We start from the raw sequence: 18,241 nt of genomic DNA, 5'->3' as shown, positions 1-18,241 counted from the left end.
CTTCATTCTCGGTGGTGTCGTGCGTCGCACTCAGGCCGACGGGCCGCGGTAGATGAGGTACTGACGGCGGCGCGCGTCGAAGGCGGCGAGCTCGTCGCGCCAGGCGCCCACGACCTCGTCGGCGGGCGCGCCGGCGGAGATCTGGGTGCGCAGCCGCTGCGAGCCGGTCAGCTTGTCGATCCAGTAGGGCCGAGCGGGGTCGTAGGAGTCGTAGCGCCAGGCGAAGTCGCGGTAGAGCGCCTTGGCGGCCACGAGCATCTCGACGGCGCTGCGGATCGGGTCGAACGTCGCCGGGTCGGTGACGTGCACCTGCACGCCCCCGCAGACGAGGCCGGTGTGCTTGCTGAAGGTCGGGGAGAAGTACGCCTCACGGAAGCCGACACCGGGCAGGTCGCGTCCGGCGAGCCGCTCGGCCCACTTGTAGTCGACCCACGGCGCGCCGATGAGCTCGAACGGCCGCGTCGTGCCGCGCCCCTCGGACAGGTTCGTGCCCTCGAACATGCCCGTGCCGGGGTAGACGAGAGCGGTGTCGGGAGTCGGCATGTTGGGACTCGGCATGACCCACGGGAGCCCGGTGACGGCATACGGCACGTCGCGTCGCCAGCCCTTCACCTCGATCACGGACAGCTCGTTCAGCCGGCCACCTGCGTCTGCGGTGAGGAACTCGCCGTCGAAGTAGCGGGCGAGCTCGCCGACGGTCATGCCGTGCGCCTGGGCGATCTCCTTGGCGCCGACGCCGGAGGTCCACGGCGTCGTCATCATCGGGCCGATCGCCTTGCCACCGATGGGGTTCGGTCGGTCGAGCACCACGAAGCGGGCCCCGACGGCGACGGCTGCGCGCATCGCGGTGTACATCGTCCAGATGTAGGTGTAGAAGCGCGCGCCGACGTCCTGGATGTCGAAGACGACGGTCTCGACTCCGGCGGTGCGGAAGAGGGACGTCATCTTGTCGGCGTTCGCGCCGTAGGCGTCGTAGACCATGAGCCCGGTGCGCGGGTCGGTGTGGTTGCCTTCGGAGTCACCCGCCTGGGCGGTGCCCCGGAAGCCGTGCTCGGGCCCGAAGACCCCGACGATGTCGACCGCGCCGGACTCGTGCATCTCGTCGACGATGGTGCGCAGGTTGGTGAGGATGCCGGTCGGGTTGGTGATGATGCCGACCTTCTGCCCCGAGAGAGCGGACCAGCTGGCCGCGGCCGCGCTCTCGGCACCCGTCGAGACGGGCCGATTGGGAAGGTTGCTGGCGTATGCCGTCGGGCTGGCCTGCGCTGCAACGGAACTTGCGGCCGTGGCGGGGATGGCGGCGGCGCCCAGCGCACCGGCGGTGAGCAGCTGCCTGCGGTTGAGGTTGGTCATCGTGAGTTCTCCGATCCTTGGTCGAGCAGGACGGTCGCGGCGACAGCACGGTGGTCGCTCGCGCCGACGAGGGCGGGGTCGTGGGTGGTGGTGGCGTCCACGACCTCGATGCCGGGGGAGACGGCGACGAGGTCGATGCGCTTGGTGGGGTCGATCGCGGGGTAGCTGAGACCGGGCTCGCCGTCGCGGGCCGGGGCAACGGCCCAAGCGTCGCGCAGGCGCGTCCAGAGCCCGGTCAGCTCGGGAGCGCTCGCGTCGGCGTTGAGGTCGCCCAGCAGCACCTGGTCGGCGCCGGCAGGGTCGTCGTCGAGGACCGCGACGGTGTCGGCGACCTGGAGCCGGCGGACGGTGGGGTCCCCGCGGTAGTCGAGATGGGTGACGTAGACGTGGGTCCGGGCTCCGCCGATCTGCACCGTCGCCTCGAGGAAGCCCGGAGCGGGGGCCGGCGCAGGGTTCGGGTCCTGGGTCGAGAGTCGCGTCAGGTCATGGTTCTCGACCGAGACGATCGGGTGGCGCGACAGGAGGGCCACACCGAACTCGCGGCGGGGGGTGCCCGGCGTCACCGGGTCGAGGCTGTAGATCGGCGCGAACGCGGTGCGCATGCCGAGACGACGCCCCAGCTCGGTGACGGTGTCGTCGAATGCGCTGCGCTGACCCCAGTGGACGTCGGCCTCCTCCAGCCCGACGACGTCGGCGTGGAGGGCACGTATCGCCGCCGCGGTGCGGTCGAGGTCGTAGACGTTGTCGCTGCCCGCGCCGGCGTGGATGTTGTAGGTCGCAACGACGGCGTGCACGGGTGGCACGGCCGGCGCGAGATCCCCGGCGTTGGCCGGCACGACGGCACTGGCGGTGGCCGCGGCGACGACGAGAGCCGTCGCCGCGACCACCCGGTGCAGGGTGCTCACCTCAGAAGGTGAGGCCGTGGCCGAACGGGTAGAGCACTCGGTCGGGCTGGCCTGCGACGGGAATGTCGACTGGTAGCGAGGCGGTGGGCGCCACGTCGCCGACGAGGACCCGAGCGGCGGCCTCGATGGCGACGGGGCTGTAGGAGTAGGTCGCGACGTAGGTCGGTGCGTCGGTGAAGTAGGCGATGTCGTAGGGGTCGCGAACGGCCACGACGACCACCGTCTTGCCGGTCGCCAGCAGGCGCTTGACGAGCTTCTGCTGGCCGCCGCGAGTGTCGGTGACGCTCGTGTCCCAGGCCTTCATCGTGGTGACGACGACGACGTCCTTGTCGGCGGCGGCCGCGACGGCGGCCGCCACCTGGGCGTCAGTCGGCGACGTGCCGGTCTGGAGCGTCTGCACGGTGGCACCCTTGGCGGTCATGGCCGCCGCCAGGGTGGCGGTCGTCGAGACGCCGTAGCCGGTGACGAGGACCTTCTTGCCGCTCGGTGCGATGGGTAGGGCCTTGGCGTCGTTCTTGACCAGTGTGGTCGTGCGGTTGCTGACCGAGTCGGCCGCGGCGAGGTGCGCCGAGGTGCCGACGACCGAGGGCACGGCGTTGGGGTCGGCGTACGGGCGGGCCACGATGCCGCGGCGGTACTTGAGGCTCAGCACGCGGCGTACCTTCGCGTCCAGCTCGTCCTGCGGGATGCGGCCGCTGCGGATCCCGTCGAGGACGGCGGCGAAGGCGTCGTCCATGGCCGGCGTCATGAGCAGCTGGTCTGCGCCGGCGAGCAGCGCCCGCACCGCGACCTCGGCGTCGCCGTAGAGGTCGCGGACACCCTGCATGTTCAGCGCGTCCGTGACGATGACGCCGTCGTAGCCGAGCTCTTGGCGCAGCAGCCCGGTGAGGATCGGGTGGCTCAGCGTGGCGGGGTGTCCCGAGTCGTCGAGCGCCGGGAAGGCGAGGTGCGCGGTCATGATCATGTCGATCTGCTCGCGGATCGCAGCCTTGAAGGGCGGCGCGTCGATCGACTCCCACTGCTCGCGCGTGTGGGTGATGATCGGGAAGGCTACGTGGCTGTCGGTCGCCGTGTCACCGTGGCCCGGGAAGTGCTTCGCCGACGACGAGACGCTGCCGTCACGCTGGTAGCCGGCGACCTGGGCGGCGACGAGCTCGGCCGCCAGGCCGGGGTTGGAGGAGAAGGACCGAGTGCCGATGATCGGGTTGAGCGGGTTGACGTTGACGTCGCAGACCGGCGCGAAGTCCGTGTTGACCCCCATCGCCAGCAGCTCGCGCCCGGTGATGGCCGCGGCCGTCCGGGCATCGGCGGCGCTGCGCCCTGCGCCGAGCGCCATGGAGCCCGGGAACTGGGTGGCCGGCGGGCCGATCCGCGTCACGACGCCCTGCTCCTGGTCGATGGCGACCTGGAGCGGGATGTGCGTCTTCGTGCGCTGCGTCAGGGCGGCCTTCTGCAGGCCGTTGGACAGGCCAGCGATCTGGTCGGGGTCCTGGACGTTGTCGGTCCAGGCGAAGTAGATGACGCCGCCGAGGTGGTACTTCTGCACGACCTCCGCCGGGCTGGCGACGCCGTAGAGGGGGAGGTTGCGCTCGTCGGGTGTCGTGGAGTCCTTGCCGTAGACGTTCTGGATGAAAAGCTGGCCGACCTTCTCCTCCAAAGACATCCGGGCCATCGTCGAGGCGACCCACCCGTTCTCGGCGGCCGGGGGCGTCACCCCAGAGCCGGCGGCGCGGGCGCTGGCCGCGGCTGCACCGGCCGCCGCTGCGGCGAGGCCGCCCGCGATCACGGATCGACGTGAGAGTTCGGACATGGACATGGTGCCTCCAGGAAGGTGAAGAATTCACGCATACTGCCATTCGTACGGAACTTACCTACGTCCTGTGACGTCGGCAACAGATAGCGGCGCGTCGTCTGCCGGCACCCGCGTGTCGGCCGGGGCCCGGGCGTCACCACCCGGCGAGCGACCTGATCGTCTGCACGGTGTCGATCTCCGAGACCGGCTTGTCGTCGCGGTAGCGCAGGACGCGGGCGAAGCGCAGCGCCATGCCACCCGGGTAGCGGGTCGACCTCTGCACCCCGTCGAACGCGATCTCGACCACCTGCTCGGGGCGGAGCGTCACGACCCAGTCGCCGCGGTCGACCGCGAGCTCCTGGAAGCGCTGCGTCTGCCACGCGAGCATCTCGTCGGTCATCCCCTTGAAGGTCTTGCCGAGCATGACGAGCTCACCGCTGTCGCTGTCGCGCGCGCCGAGGTGGATGTTGGAGAGCCACCCCTTGCGCCGCCCGCTGCCCCACTCGACGGCCAGGACGACGAGGTCGAGGGTGTGCCGCGGCTTGACCTTCACCCACCCCGGTCCGCGCCGGCCGGCGGCATACGGCAGGGCGGGATCCTTGACGACGACACCCTCGTGCCCGGCCTCGACGAGGTCGGCGAAGAACGCCTGGGCCCGCCCCGGGTCGTCGGTGACCTCCCGTGGCACCATCCACGCGGGCGGCACCGTCCGTGCGAGGCGCTCCCAGCGCACTCTGGCCGGCTCGTCGAGGAGATCCTCGCCGTCGAGGTGCAGCACGTCGAAGAAGAACGGCGTCAGCGGCACCTCCTTGCGGAGCCGCTCGACATCGGCGCTGCTCGCCGTCCGGGCGCCGGTGACCTGGAAAGGCTGCGGCCGCCCACCTTCGCCGAGGGCGATCACCTCCCCGTCGAGCACGAGCGTCTCGACGTCCAAGCCGGCGAGCGCCTCGGTGATTTCCGGCATCCGGTCGGTGACCTCGTCGAGCGTGCGCGTGAAGAGGCGCACGCTGCCCGTGGTCGTGCGGTTGTCGACGTGCGCCTGCACGCGTATGCCGTCGAGCTTGGTCTCGACGACGACCTCGCCTCCCAGCGTGGCCAGGGCCGCGGGGACGTCGGGGGCCGAGCCGGCGAGCATCGGTCGCAGGGGGCGGCCCACCTCGAGGGCCAGCGAGTCAAGGGCCTCGGCGCCGCCGGTCAGCGCCGCGCGGGCGACCGGGCCCGCGAAGCCGGCCACCATGACCGCCCGGCGCACGGCGGCGTCGGGCACCTCGGCCGCCTTTGCGATCGCCTGCAGCATGACGCCGTCACCGGCCCCCTGGCGGGTCTCACCGGTGATGAGGCCGCGCAGCCACGCCTGCTCGTCGGCCGTGGCGCGGGAGAAGAGGTCACGGACGGCCGAGGAGCGGGCGGTGCCCGAGCCGGAGCCGCCGATCGCCGCGATCGTCGTGGCCGCTGCATCGACCTCCTCTACGGTCAGGCTGGACTCGGCCGCCGGCTCGGGAAGGCCTTGCAGGCCGCGCCAGCTGACGCCGATCCTGCGCTGCGGCAAGGCGCCGGACAGATGTGCCGTCACCACCTCGACGACGTCGGGACCGTCCTCGGCGGCACGCCGCAAGCAGGCCGCCAGCGCCTCCATCTTGGCGGTGCGCGAGGACGTGGCGGCGACGATGTGCGAGGTGGCGACGACGTCGGAGAGCTGCATGCCCCGATCCTGCCCCGACCCACCGACGCGCACCACACGCCACCGTCGAGAGGCCACAAACCGGGCTGCGCCCTGGTGCGGGCGCACAGATTCTGGCCTTTCGACGGGTGGCAGGCCGCGAAGCGTGGCCCTTCGACGGTTGGGGACCCGCAGATTGTGGCCTCTCGACGGTGGCGGAGGGCGGTGTCGCTTGACGCGGGGCGCGGCGGGCGTCAGGGTAAGCAAGCGCTTAGTCCACTCGCGAGGAGCAGCATGCCTAACACCGCCGTCGTCACCGGGGCCGCCCGGGGGATCGGGCGCGCCATCGCGTCCCGACTGGCCCGCGAGGGCTGGCGGGTCGTCGTCGCCGACCTCGACGAGACGGAGCTGGCTACCGTCGCCGCCGAGCTCGGCGCGCTCGCCGTCCCCGGCGACACGTCGACCGAAGCCGGCGTGCGTCACCTCGTCGACACGGCATACGACCACCTCGGGCACGTCGACGTGTTCTTCGCCAACGCGGGCGTCGGCACGCTCGCCGGCCTTGAGGCGACGGACGCCGACTGGATCCGCACCCTCGACACCAACGTCCTCGCCCACGTGCGCGCCGCGCGCCTGCTCGTGCCGCGCTGGCTGGACGCCGGTGGCGGCCGGCTTGTCGTCACCGCCTCCGCGGCCGGTCTCCTGACGATGCTCGGTGACGCCCCCTACTCGGTCAGCAAGCACGGCGCGGTCGCCTTCGCCGAGTGGCTGAGTGCGACCTACCGCCACCGGGGGATCGTCGTGCAGGCGATCTGCCCGCAGGGCGTGCAGACCCGGATGCTCGACGGCTCCGGTCCGCTGCGCGACCTGCTCACCCTCGACGCGACGCTCAGCCCCGACGACGTCGCCGACGCCGCCTGGCAGGCCCTCGGCGGCGAGGACTTCTACGTCCTTCCGCACCCCGAGGTGCGCGAGTACTACGCCCAGCGCGCCGCGCACCCCGATGCCTGGCTCGCCGGAATGAACCGGCTCCAGCAGAAGCTCGACCAGCAGATCCAGGCCCAGCAGCCCCCCACCACCACGACGCAGGAGAACGCATGACCGACCAGTCGACCCCCACCGACGCCCAGCGCACGGCCATCGTGACCGGGGCCGCGCGCGGCATCGGCGCCGCCGTGGCGAAGCGACTTGCCAACGACGGGTATGCCGTTGCCGTCCTCGATCTCGACGAGTCGGCTTGTGCCACGGTCGTTTCCGAAATCGAGGCTGCGGGCGGCAAGGGTCTGGCTTTGGGCGTCGACGTGTCCGACGAGGCGGGCGTGCAGGCCGCGGTCGACCGGGTCGCGTCCGAGCTCGGCGCCCCCACCGTGCTCGTCAACAACGCCGGCATCATCCGCGACAACATGCTCTTCAAGATGAGCGCCGACGACTGGGATGCCGTCATGAACGTCCACCTCCGCGGCTCGTTCCTGATGACCCGCGCGACCCAGAAGCACATGATCGACGCGAAGTTCGGCCGCATCGTCAACCTCAGCTCCACCTCGGCCCTCGGCAACCGCGGCCAGGCCAACTACTCCGCCGCCAAGGCCGGCCTGCAGGGCTTCACGAAGACCCTCGCCATCGAGCTCGGCAAGTTCGGCGTCACCGCGAACGCCATCGCCCCCGGCTTCATCGCCACCGACATGACGCGCCAGACCGCCGAGCGCATGGGCATCACCTTCGAGCAGTTCCTCGAGGGTGCGGCCAAGGAGATCCCGGTCGGCCGCGTCGGCCAGCCCGAGGACATCGCCGCGACCGCCTCCTTCCTCGTGCGCGACGAGGCCGGGTTCGTCTCCGGCCAGGTCATCTACGTCGCCGGCGGGCCGAAGGACTGACGTGGCGGACGCCCGCGACACCCCTGACGCCACCAGCGACCCGCCGGGCCTGCCGCTCGACCGGCTCCGGGCCTTCCTCGACCGGGAGGTCCCGGGGCTGCTCGACGGACCGCTGACGGCACGGGTCCTCGCGGGCGGCAAGTCCAACCTCACCTACGAGGTGGGCGACCTGACGAGCAGCGTCATCGTCCGCCGGCCACCCTTGGGGCATGTGCTCGCGACCGCCCACGACATGGCTCGCGAGCACCGCGTCATCACCGCCCTGCGCGACACCGCCGTCCCGGTGCCGATGACGTATGCCCTCTGCGAGGACCCCGATGTCATCGGAGCGCCGTTCTACGTCATGGAGCGCGTGGACGGCACCCCCTACCGCTTCGAGGCGCAGCTGCGCCCTCTCGGGGCGGAGCGGGCGCGGGCGATCAGCGAGCGCCTGGTCGACACGCTCGTCGCCCTGCACGCCGTCGACCCCGCCTCGGTCGGACTGGGCGACTTCGGCAGGCCCGACGGCTTCCTCGAGCGGCAGGTGCGTCGCTGGAAGAAGCAGCTCGACGCCTCGCGCAGCCGCGACCTCCCGGGCATCGACCAGCTCCACGCTCGGCTCACGGAATCCATTCCAGCACAGGGTGATCCGACGATCGTGCACGGCGACTTCCGCCTCGACAACGTCCTCGTCAGCACCGACGACGAGGTCACGGCCGTGCTCGACTGGGAGATGGCGACGATCGGTGACCCGCTCACCGACGTGGCGCTGCTCGAGGCCTACCAGACGCTCCCGCTCATCATGGACAGCGTCGCCGTCTCCGACGTGTCGCGGACCCCGGGCTGGATCAGCGCGCCCGAGCTGCGCCAGCGGTATGCCGCCGAGAGCGGTCGCGACCTCGGGCACCTCTCGTTCCACCTCGGGCTCGCCTACTTCAAGCTCGCCGTGATCCTCGAGGGCATCCACTACCGCTACACCCAGGGCCAGACGGTCGGCAGCGGCTTTGCCACCATCGGCGATGCCACCGTCCCGCTCGTCACCGCTGGTCTGGCCGCCGTCAAGGAGAGCTGACATGGACTTCGCATTCGACGCCCGCACCGAGGAGCTGCGCCAGGCGCTGCTCAGGTTTCTGGACGAGCGCATCGTGCCGTCGCAGCCGGTCTTCGACGAGCAGGTCTCGGCGATGCCGGACCGGTGGGCGTGGAGCACCGCCCCCGTCCTGCAGGACCTGCGCCGGGAGGCCCGCGACCTCGGGCTGTGGAACGTCTTCCTCCCCGGGGACCTCGGCGCCGGGCTGACCAACCTGCAGTACGCGCCGCTCGCCGAGATCACCGGCCGCTGCATCCGTCTCGCACCGGCGGTCCTCAACTGTGCGGCGCCCGACACCGGCAACATGGAGGTCCTGGCGCAGTTCGGCAACGCCGAACAGCAGGAGCGCTGGCTGGAACCCTTGCAGCGCGGCGAGATCCGCTCGGCGTTCGCGATGACCGAGCCCGACGTCGCGAGCAGCGACGCCACGAACATCGAGACAAGCATCCGGCGCGACGGCGACGACTACGTCCTCAACGGCCGCAAGTGGTGGATCACCGGGGCGATGAACCCCGAGTGCGAGGTCCTCATCGTCATGGGCAAGACCGACCCGAACGCCGACCGGCACCGCCAGCAGTCGATGGTCCTCGTCCCGCGCGACACCCCGGGCGTCGAGGTGGTCCGCGGCATGGAGGTCTTCGGCTACGACGACCACGACCACGGCGGCCACGCCGAGCTGCGCTTCACCGACGTCCGCGTGCCGGCCACCAACCTCATCGGCGAGGAGGGCAGCGGCTTCGCCATCGCGCAAGCCCGCCTCGGCCCCGGCCGGATCCACCACTGCATGCGGTCGATCGGCCTCGCCGAGGTCGCCATCGAGGCCATGTGCCGCCGGGCGTCCGAGCGTGTCGCCTTCGGTCGGCCGATCGCCGACCAGGGTGTCGTGCGCGACTGGATCGCCGAGTCCCGCGTCCGCATCGAGCAGCTCCGTCTGCTCGTCCTCAAGACCGCCTGGCTGATGGACACCGTCGGCAACAAGGGTGCGCACACCGAGATCCAGGCGATCAAGATCGCGACCCCGAAGACCGTCGAGTGGGTCCTCGACAAGGCGATCCAGACCCATGGCGCCGCCGGGCTCAGCCAGGACACCGAGCTCGCGGCGGCGTTCGCGGGCATCCGCACCCTCCGCTTCGCCGACGGACCCGACGAGGTGCACAAGAACGCCCTCGCCAAGGCCGAGCTGCGGAGGTATGCCGCCCGCTGACCGCCGGCGGACGGCATACGCCCCGCTGTTCCACCGACCGTACGACGAAGGGACCGACGATGGACTTCGACCTCAGCGCCGAGGAGCGCGAGATCCGCGACTGGGTGCGGACCTTCGTGCGCAAGGAGATCCTGCCGCTCGAGTCGCAGGTGCTCGAGCGCGAGCGCCGAAACGAGCGGGGCCTGACGGCCGACGAGCTCGAAGCCCTTCAGGACAAAGCGCGCTCGTCCGGGTTCTTCGGCATCCAGACCCCCGAGAGCCACGGCGGCATGGGGCAGGGCGCCGTCGTCGCGGCGCTCATCGAGATCGAGCTCGGCCGGTCCTTCGTGCCGTTCCGCTTCGCGGGCGAGGCCGACAACATCCTCTTCTCGGCCACCGAGGAGCAGCAGGAGACCTACCTCCGCCCGACGATCGAGGGCAACCGCAGGTCGTGCTTCGCCATCACCGAGCCCGGCGCCGGCTCCGACGCCCGCGCCATCCGCACCAGCGCGCGGCGTGAGGGTGACGAGTGGGTCATCAACGGGGAGAAGACGTTCATCACCGGCGGCAACGAGGCCGACTTCGTCATGGTCTTCGCGGTGACGGACAGGGAGTTGGGCGCGGACGGCGGGGTCACCTGCTTCCTCGTCGACCGCGACCGCGGGTGGACGAGCACGCCCATCGACACGATGGGCGAGTGGGGGCCGGCCGCGCTCGTCTTCGAGGACGTCCGCGTACCGCACTCGGCGATCCTGGGCGAGGAGGGCAGGGGCTTCGACCTCGCGATGCGCTGGATCGGCAAGGGCCGCTACATGCTGCCTGCCCGCGCCCTCGGGTCGTGCGAGCGGCTCGTCGAGATGGGCATGGAGTGGTCGCGCAACCGCGTCACCTTCGGGCAGCCGATCGCCGAGCGCCAGGCGATCCAGTGGATGGTCGCCGACTCCGCCGTCGAGATCGAGGCCCTGCGCTGGCTCGTGCTCACCGCCGCCTGGCAGGTCGACCGCGGCCTCGACTCGCGCCAGTCGCAGTCGATGGCCAAGCTCTACGGCGGCGTCAAGGCCAACGAGATCGTCGACCGGGTTCTCCAGATGCACGGCGGCATGGGTTACACCCGCGAGCTGCCGGTCGAGCGGTGGTACCGCGAGCTGCGCCTGCTGCGCATCTACGAGGGCACTGACGAGATCCAGCGCCGGACAATCGCGCGCAACCTGCTGAAGAGACACGCGTCGGTGCGCGGGCACCTGGGCTGACGCGACGGCGACCCGGCGCAGCGGCATACGCGACCGGCGGAGGTCTGCTGCCCGGTGGCCACCGGACAGGACAACCGGACACAAACGGATCTGACGTGGCCGAGCTCTCCGGCTCGTGTTGCGATGACGCTCGTTCGACATGCGCAGGTGCACGTCGCACGAACGAGAGGACGACGATGTTCGGAACGAGACACCGTCCCGGAGCGGCAGTGCGCGCGACCGGGCTGGGGGTGGCGCTGAGCGCCGTCGCCATGGTCGCGGCCACGGTGACCGGCGGTGCCGGTGTCGCGGTGGGTGCGGAGACGACCGGCGACGTGCCGCAGGCGCAGGGCCTGGGGAGCTCGACGATCGTGGCCGGCAAGGCTCGCTTCGAGGTCCTCTCGCCGACCCTCATCCGCACGGAGTATGCCGGGAACGGCCACTTCGAGGACGCCGGCACGTTCAACGTCGTGGGTCGCGACGCCTTCACTCCGACGGACTTCACGTCGAGCCAGAAGGACGGCTGGCTGACCATCACGACGTCCACGGTGACGCTGCGCTACCGCCTCGACTCCGGGCCCTTCAACGACAAGAACCTCGACATCGCCCTCGACGCAGGCCCGCAGGCGGTCACCGCCGCACCGTGGCCGGCCGAGGTGCTCTGCGAGGTGGGGGTGCGGTGCGAGGCCGAGGACCAGCGCCTCGACGGCCCCGGCCTCGCCACCGACCACACCGGCTACTCCGGCACCGGTTTCGTCGCCGGCTTCTCCGGCACGGGCGACTCCCTCGACCTCACCGTCGTCGCCCCTGCGGAGGGCGACTACGACGTGGCGCTGCGCTATGCCAACAACCGGGGCGGTGACGGCCAGCTCGTGACCCGCACCCTCACCGCCACCGTCGACGGCGGCACCGGGCAGACCCTCGCGCTCGCCCCGACGTCGTCGTGGGACACGTGGGCGCTCGCTCGCGTCCCCGTCCACCTCACGGCCGGCCGGCACGCGCTGAGCATCAGCCGCGAGGCGTCGAACTCGGGCAACGTCAACGTCGACAACGTCGCCGTGCTGACCGGCGGTGCCGCCTATCCCGCCGCGACCCCGGCGCCCACCCCGGCGGCCTGCACCTTCGGCCGGCTGTGCGAGGCCGACACAGGCACTCTTGCCGGCGGCGCCCGCAAGGCGACCGATCACGACGGCTACTCCGGCGACGGGTTCGTCGCCGGGCTCGAACGCGTCGGCTCGTCCGACACCCTGACGGTCAAGGGTGTGCCCGCGGCCGGGACCTACTCGATCCAGCTGCGCTACGCGAACTACCTCGCCGGGAGTGCGCCCCTGCAGACCCGCTCGATGTCGGTCACCCCCAACGGGGCCACGACGACCACGGTCGACCTCCCGCCGACGAGCAGCTGGCGCAACTGGCGCACGGTGGGCACGAAGGTCACGCTCGCCCCCGGCGACAACACCATCGCGCTCGGCTGCCCGACGGCGTCGAGCTGCAACGTCAACCTCGACACCGTCGCGGTGACCTCGGCCTCGGCCCCGCTCCTCGCCCCGCACGCTGCACTCGGCGGCTACCGGCGCGGGCTCGACAACGTCGACGGCGAGACGCGGACCGCGCCCGGCCTGCTCTACCAGGACGGCTGGTCGCTCCTCGACGACACCGCGTCCGCCCTGTGGGACCCGAAGACCGAGAAGGTGACCCAGCGTCCCGCGCACGGCGTCGAGGGCTACCAGGACGGTTACGTCTTCGGCTACGGGCAGCGCTACACCACGGCGCTACAAGACCTTTCGACGCTCACCGGCTCGACGAAGCTCATGCCGCGCTGGACCTACGGCGTGTGGTACTCCGAGTACTTCGACCGCACCCAGAGCGAGTTCCTCTCCATCCTCGAACGGGCCCGCAAGGAGGACATGCCGCTCGACGTCATGATCGTCGACACGGACTGGAAGGACGTCAACCCGTGGAACGGGTGGGTGGTCGACAAGACGAAGTTCCCCGATGTCGGCGGTTTCATCGACGCCCTCCACGGCCAAGGGGTGCACACCTCCTTCAACATCCACCCGAGCATCAGCGGCAACGACCCGCGGTATGCGGCGGCGCAGCAGACCGCCGGTGGTGCCCTCCAGCCCGGCTACTGCGGCGGCGGAGCCCAGGACTGCCACGTCTTCGACTGGGGTGACCCGAAGCAGCTGAAGTCCTACCTGGACCTGCACCAGCCGCTCGACGCCGACCTCGACTTCTGGTGGCTCGACTGGTGCTGCGACAGCTCGTCGGCGAGCAGCCTTCCGGGCGTGACGCCGGACGCGTGGATCAACTACCAGTACGCCACCAAGACGGCCCCGAGCACCGAGCGCGGCTTCGCCTTCTCGCGGGCCTACGGCTCGCTCCAGGCCGGCGGCTACGGCAACCCGACCCCGGTGCCGACCGGGCCCTGGGCCGACAAGCGCACCACGATGCACTTCACCGGCGACACGATCTCCGACTGGCAGACGCTGCACTACGAGATCGGTTACACCCCAGGGGAGTCCGTCGCGACGGGCAACGCCTCGGTGACGCACGACATCGGTGGGCACACCGGCGGCGAGCGACTGCCGGGGGCCGAGCCCGGCTCGACCCAGCTCTCCGGGCCGCTCTACGCGCGCTGGGTCCAGCTCGGCACGTTCCAGCCGTTCCAGCGGCTGCACTCCAACCACAGCGACCGGCTGCCCTGGCAGTACCCAGCCGCCGCGGGGGAGTCGGCGACCAAGTTCCTCAACCTGCGTGAGCGGCTCGTGCCCTACACCTACACACTGGCGCGTGAGGCGACGGCGACGGGCACGCCCATCGTCCGACCGCTCTACCTGCAGTACCCCGCCGAGCAGGAGGCCTACGCCCTCGCCGGCAGCGAGTACCTCTACGGGCCCGACGTCCTCGTCGCCCCCGTGAGCTCGCCCGGCGACACCGCGACGACGACCGTGTGGTTCCCGACCGGGAGCACGTGGACCGACTGGTTCACGGGCAAGACCTACCAGGGCGGCACGACGGCGAAGATCACGACGGACCTGTCGACGATGCCGGTCTTCGTCCGGTCGGGTGGCATCGTCACGACCCGCACGGGCGACGTCGCCAACGACTCCGCGAAACCGCTCGACGCCGTCACCGTGACGGTCGCCACCGGCGCGCAGGGTCGGATGTCGCTCTACGAGGACAGCGGCGAGTCTGCCGACCTCACCCACAGCGCGACGACCGTCATCGACTATGCCGAGAACGGGCCGAACCACCGGCTCAGGATCGGCCGGACCGAGGGCACGTATGCCAGCCAGCCGACGAGGCGCACGTGGACCGCAACCTTCCTCGGGGCCAGCGCCCCGTCGGTCGTCCAGGTCGACGGGCACAAGCTGTCGGCGGACTCGTGGTCGTACGACAAGGCCACGCGGACGCTGACCGTCGCTGCGCCGGTGCGTGACCTGACGCAGAAGACGGTGGTCAGCTACCGGTGACACGATGCGCGGGCCGGGGCTCACGGCATACGCCATCGGGAAACGGGCGCTGCACCTGCGGCCCGGGAGGATGCTGAGGGCATGGCAGGACCACCCGCAGCCGTGAAGAAGTTCAACAAGGTTGCCGTCCGGCTCGCCGGGCACCGCCTCTTCCCCATGTGGGCGGTCCTGCGCCATCGTGGGCGGTCGAGCGGCAAGGACTACGCGACCCCGGTCGCCGTCATCCCGACCCCGACGACCTTCGTCATCGCGCTGCCGTGGGGCCGGCGGACCGACTGGGTGCGCAACGTCCGCGCGGCCCAGGGGTGCACCATCCGGTGGAGGGGGCGCGACTTCACCTGCACGGAGCCGACGTTCGTCGACAAGAGCGTCGCACTGGCGGCGGCGCGCGGGCTGGCCCGTCGCGCGCTCGAGAAGCAGGACATGGCGGGCGGGTACCTCCAGCTCACCCGGGTCGCCGCGCCCGCACGGACGGCGATGCAGTCCGGCTGGTGACCCCGGCGGCGACACGAGGGGAATGTCCTTTTTGCCCGCGGGCGGGTGCTCCTGCGACATCATGAGTGGATGAGATCCGGGCAGGCGGCTGGAGCAGCCACGCGTCGACGAGCGACGCCTCGGCGCTGCCCGGCCCCCGGAGCCGCAGGGTGAGACCTGCCTTCCTCGGACCCGCGCGGTGGTGGTTCGCTGCGGTCCTGGCCCTCGTCGGCGTCTTCGTGCTCGGGGCCACGGCAGTCCGCTTCGCCCCACCCGGGTCCAGCGTGGCCGTCTGGTGGCCGGCGACCGGCCTGGCCGTGGCCTTCCTGCTCGCGACGACGGCAGCCGGACGTCCACGGGCTTGGCTCTTCGTCGTGGGCGTCCTGGTCTCGAGCGGCGCCGCCAACGCCTACGGTGGCCGGCCACCGGTCGTCGCGGCCTGCCTGGGCATCGCCAACGCCGCCGAGGTCGCGGTCGTCTACGGGCTGCTGACCCGGCGAGGTCGGCGACCCACCCTCGCCTCCATCGAGGACCTCTGGCGACTGCTTGCCGCGACGCTGGCCGGGGCCGTCGTCTTCGGAGTGCTGGCCGGCCTCACCGTCGGCATCGGCCTGGACGCGCCGTTCGTCGCCACCGCGTCCGCGGTCACCGCGTCGCATGCGGCAGCCGTGCTCGTGGTCGCGCCGCTCGGCATCGCCGCGGGCACGCGCCGGACCCGCCGCCCCGGGCTCGAGGACCTCGTCCAGTGGGTGGCCGTCGTCGGCCTCACCGCATGGGTCTTCCACGGCGACCAGATCCTGCCACTGGCCTTCCTCGTGATCCCGTTCCTCGTCTGGGGCGCGCTGCGCCTGGGACTGCGCAGCGTCGCCGTGCAGCTCTTGCTCGTCGCCGTCCTCGTCGTGACGCTGACCAGTCTGAACGCCGGGCCCTTCGCCGCCGCCGCCCGGACAGGTGGCATCCGTCCCGAGACCGTCGGCGCGCTCACCCAGGCCTTCATGGCCACCGCAGCCGTCACGACGCTGTCGCTCGCCGTCGCGGTCACCCAGCGCCGGACCGCCCTGATGGACCTGCGCAGCGAGGTCGAGCTGAGCGGGGCCGTGCTCGACACGGCAGCCAGCGCCATCCTCGTCATCGACCGGGCCGGCGTCATCGTGCGGCTCAACGCGACGGCCGTGCGGCTGCTCGGGGCGCCGGAGCACGAGCTGGTCGGGCGCGCGGCGGCAGACGTCTACCCGGTCGACGACCGCGAGGCCGTGGCGCGGCGACTGGCGGGGATCGCGGCTGGTGAGGTGCCCCTCCGCGAGGAGCACGACTGGCGAGTGCCCGGCTTGGGCCTGCGCCGGATCGTGTGGTCGAACGCCTACCTCACCGACGACGACGGGGAGCGCACGCACCTGGTCAAGACCGGCGTCGACGTCACCGAGGAGCGGGCGGCGCGTACCTTCGTCGAGGCGGTGCTCGAGGCCGCCACCGCGACGGCCATCGTCGGCACCGACCTCGACGGAGGCATCACCCTCTTCAACCGTGGCGCCGAGAACCTGCTGGGCTGGCACGCGGCAGAGGCGGTGGGCCGGTCGTACGCGTCCCTGGTGCACGAGCCCGAGGAGATCGGCCGGCGCGCCGTGGAGCTGGGCATCGAGGAGCCCGGTCAGCCCGGGTTCGACGTCCTCGTGCACGGGGTCCGGGCGGGAGCGTCTACGGAGACCCGCGACTGGACCTACGTGCGCGAGGACGGCGCTCGCCGCACGGTGTCCCTGACGATCAGCGGCATCCGTGACGAGGCCGAGCGGCTCAGCGGCTATCTCGCGGTGGCCGACGACGTGACGCAGCGCAGGCAGGCGGAGGCCGCCCTCCAGGTGGCGCTCGACCGCGAGCGCCAGGCCGTCGAGGAGCTGACCCGGCTCGACCGGACGAAGTCCGACTTCGTCTCCACCATCAGCCACGAGCTGCGCACCCCGCTCGCCAGCGTGCTCGGCTACACCGAGATGCTCGAGGACGGCGCGGCCGGGGCACTCACCACCGGCCAGCTCGAGCTCGTCGCGCGGGTCGACCGCAACGGTCGCCGCCTCCTCTCGCTCATCGAGGACCTCCTGACCCACTCGCGCATCGAGGCAGGTCGCCTCGAGCTGCACCTGCGCCGCTGCGACCTGGCCGACGTCGTCGTCGCCGCCTGGGAGAGGGTCGGGGCCGTGACGTGCCAGCGTGACCTGACCCGTGAGCTGGAGATCTGCCCACGACCGCTCTGGGTCGAGGGCGACCCCGCCGCGCTCGAGCGGATGCTCACCAACCTGCTTTCCAACGCCGTGAAGTTCACCCCTGACGGCGGACGGGTCCGGCTGGACGTGCACGTCGACGAACTCCGGACCGACATGGTGCGCCTCGTCGTGAGCGACTCGGGCATCGGCATCCCCGAGCGCGACCACGACCGGGTCTTCGACCGCTTCTTCCGCTCCGACGCGGCCAACGAGCGCGCCATCCAGGGCCCCGGCCTCGGACTGTCGATCGTCCGGGCCATCGCCGAGGGTCACGGAGGCTCGGTGTCGGTCCGGTCGGTCCCCGAAGAGGGGGCGACGTTCACCGTGTGCCTGCCCGTCTCGGGATCTGCCCGAGCGGCCCCGGCCATGGCGAGTCGGACATATCGTGACCATCAGGACGATTCCTAGTGGCGGTCGCCGCGTTCCGGGGTCGGCGCAGGATAGGGGACAGGGTGCGCGACGGCGTGATGTGGGAGGTGCTGGCGCTCCGCCGGCTCACCGAGCTGATGAACCGGGTCAGCGCTCAGGACGACCTCTCGACGCTCTTCGACATGGTCGTGGACGGCGCCGCGGACGTGGTGGGCTTCAAGGTCGCGGCCATCAGCCTTGTCGTGCCCTCGGGTGATGTGGAGGTGGTCGCCGTCGCCGGCGACGACGACGCCCGGGCAGAGCTGCTCGGCCGCCGGACGCCGCGCGAGAACCTCGAGGCCGAGTTCGCGGTCGCCGAGCACTGGGGCAGCCTGCGCTTCGTGCCCGCCGGGCAGCTGCCTGACGGCTCCGCGGACGGGTGGGTCTCCGCGGACTGGACGGCGCCGACACCGGTCGGCGACCCCGACGCCTGGAGCCCGGAGGACACCCTCATCGCGCCCTTCTTCGACGTGGTCGGCGGCCTGCTCGGCATCCTGTCGGTCGACCTGCCGCTCAGCGGGAGGCGCCCGGACGTCACCCAACGGGCCGTCCTCGAGCTGTTC

Annotated in this window: 13 protein-coding genes; 8 read left to right on the top strand and 5 right to left on the bottom strand. The window is 71.5% G+C overall.

Features of this window, described 5'->3' with window-relative positions; genetic code table 11:
• Positions 1–30: 30 nt before the first annotated feature.
• From AC3WRT_RS03335 to AC3WRT_RS03320, 4 genes are all read right to left on the bottom strand, one after another.
• Entirely contained in the window at positions 31–1,353 is a 1,323-nt protein-coding gene (locus AC3WRT_RS03335) for an exo-beta-N-acetylmuramidase NamZ family protein (protein WP_492719088.1), read from the bottom strand.
• Positions 1,350–2,258: an endonuclease/exonuclease/phosphatase family protein gene (locus AC3WRT_RS03330; RefSeq protein ID WP_492719086.1), complete on the bottom strand. Its 909-nt coding sequence runs from the start codon at positions 2,256–2,258 to the stop codon at positions 1,350–1,352. Before AC3WRT_RS03330 ends, AC3WRT_RS03335 begins: the two co-directional genes overlap by 4 nt.
• A gap of 1 nt (position 2,259) precedes the next feature.
• A complete protein-coding gene (locus AC3WRT_RS03325) occupies positions 2,260–4,068 on the bottom strand; it encodes a glycoside hydrolase family 3 protein (protein ID WP_492719084.1) in 1,809 nt (602 codons plus the stop codon).
• Between the two features lie 136 nt (positions 4,069–4,204).
• On the bottom strand, positions 4,205–5,752 hold the full coding sequence (locus AC3WRT_RS03320; RefSeq protein ID WP_492719082.1) for an ATP-dependent DNA ligase: 1,548 nt from the start codon (positions 5,750–5,752) through the stop codon (positions 4,205–4,207).
• 252 nt (positions 5,753–6,004) lie between these two features.
• Between AC3WRT_RS03320 and AC3WRT_RS03315 the strand changes: the two genes are divergently transcribed.
• The 8 genes from AC3WRT_RS03315 (at position 6,005) to AC3WRT_RS03280 (ending at position 17,678) form a co-directional block, all read left to right on the top strand.
• Positions 6,005–6,811 (top strand): SDR family oxidoreductase, encoded by an 807-nt coding sequence (locus tag AC3WRT_RS03315; protein WP_492719080.1) that lies wholly within the window; start codon positions 6,005–6,007, stop codon positions 6,809–6,811.
• Complete coding sequence (fabG, locus tag AC3WRT_RS03310) at positions 6,808–7,584, top strand: 3-oxoacyl-ACP reductase FabG (RefSeq protein WP_492719077.1); 777 nt, start codon at positions 6,808–6,810, stop codon at positions 7,582–7,584. Before AC3WRT_RS03315 ends, fabG begins: the two co-directional genes overlap by 4 nt.
• 1 nt (position 7,585) lies before the next feature.
• On the top strand, positions 7,586–8,635 hold the full coding sequence (locus AC3WRT_RS03305) for a phosphotransferase family protein (RefSeq protein ID WP_492719075.1): 1,050 nt from the start codon (positions 7,586–7,588) through the stop codon (positions 8,633–8,635).
• Position 8,636: 1 nt separating this feature from the next.
• Positions 8,637–9,857 carry an acyl-CoA dehydrogenase family protein gene (locus AC3WRT_RS03300; RefSeq protein WP_492719073.1) on the top strand — a complete coding sequence of 407 codons (1,221 nt, stop codon included), beginning with the start codon at positions 8,637–8,639 and terminating at the stop codon, positions 9,855–9,857.
• Between the two features lie 59 nt (positions 9,858–9,916).
• On the top strand, positions 9,917–11,086 hold the full coding sequence (locus tag AC3WRT_RS03295) for an acyl-CoA dehydrogenase family protein (protein ID WP_492719070.1): 1,170 nt from the start codon (positions 9,917–9,919) through the stop codon (positions 11,084–11,086).
• Positions 11,087–11,262: 176 nt separating this feature from the next.
• Positions 11,263–14,541, top strand: a complete 3,279-nt coding sequence (locus AC3WRT_RS03290; protein WP_492719068.1) for a TIM-barrel domain-containing protein — start codon at positions 11,263–11,265, stop codon at positions 14,539–14,541.
• Between the two features lie 81 nt (positions 14,542–14,622).
• Positions 14,623–15,036, top strand: coding sequence for a nitroreductase family deazaflavin-dependent oxidoreductase (locus AC3WRT_RS03285; RefSeq protein ID WP_492719066.1), 414 nt, complete (start codon positions 14,623–14,625; stop codon positions 15,034–15,036).
• A gap of 149 nt (positions 15,037–15,185) precedes the next feature.
• Positions 15,186–17,678, top strand: a complete 2,493-nt coding sequence (locus AC3WRT_RS03280) for a sensor histidine kinase (RefSeq protein WP_492719064.1) — start codon at positions 15,186–15,188, stop codon at positions 17,676–17,678.
• Here AC3WRT_RS03280 and AC3WRT_RS03275 read toward each other — a convergent pair.
• Positions 17,675–18,001 (bottom strand): hypothetical protein, encoded by a 327-nt coding sequence (locus AC3WRT_RS03275; RefSeq protein WP_492719062.1) that lies wholly within the window; start codon positions 17,999–18,001, stop codon positions 17,675–17,677. The genes AC3WRT_RS03280 and AC3WRT_RS03275 overlap by 4 nt on opposite strands.
• Between the last annotated feature and the right edge of the window lie 240 nt (positions 18,002–18,241).

This window comes from Terrabacter sp. FW104-15G4B (assembly GCF_058790095.1).
The sequence above is the reverse complement of the archived record's forward strand: the minus strand, read 5'-3'. Positions and strand labels throughout refer to the sequence as shown.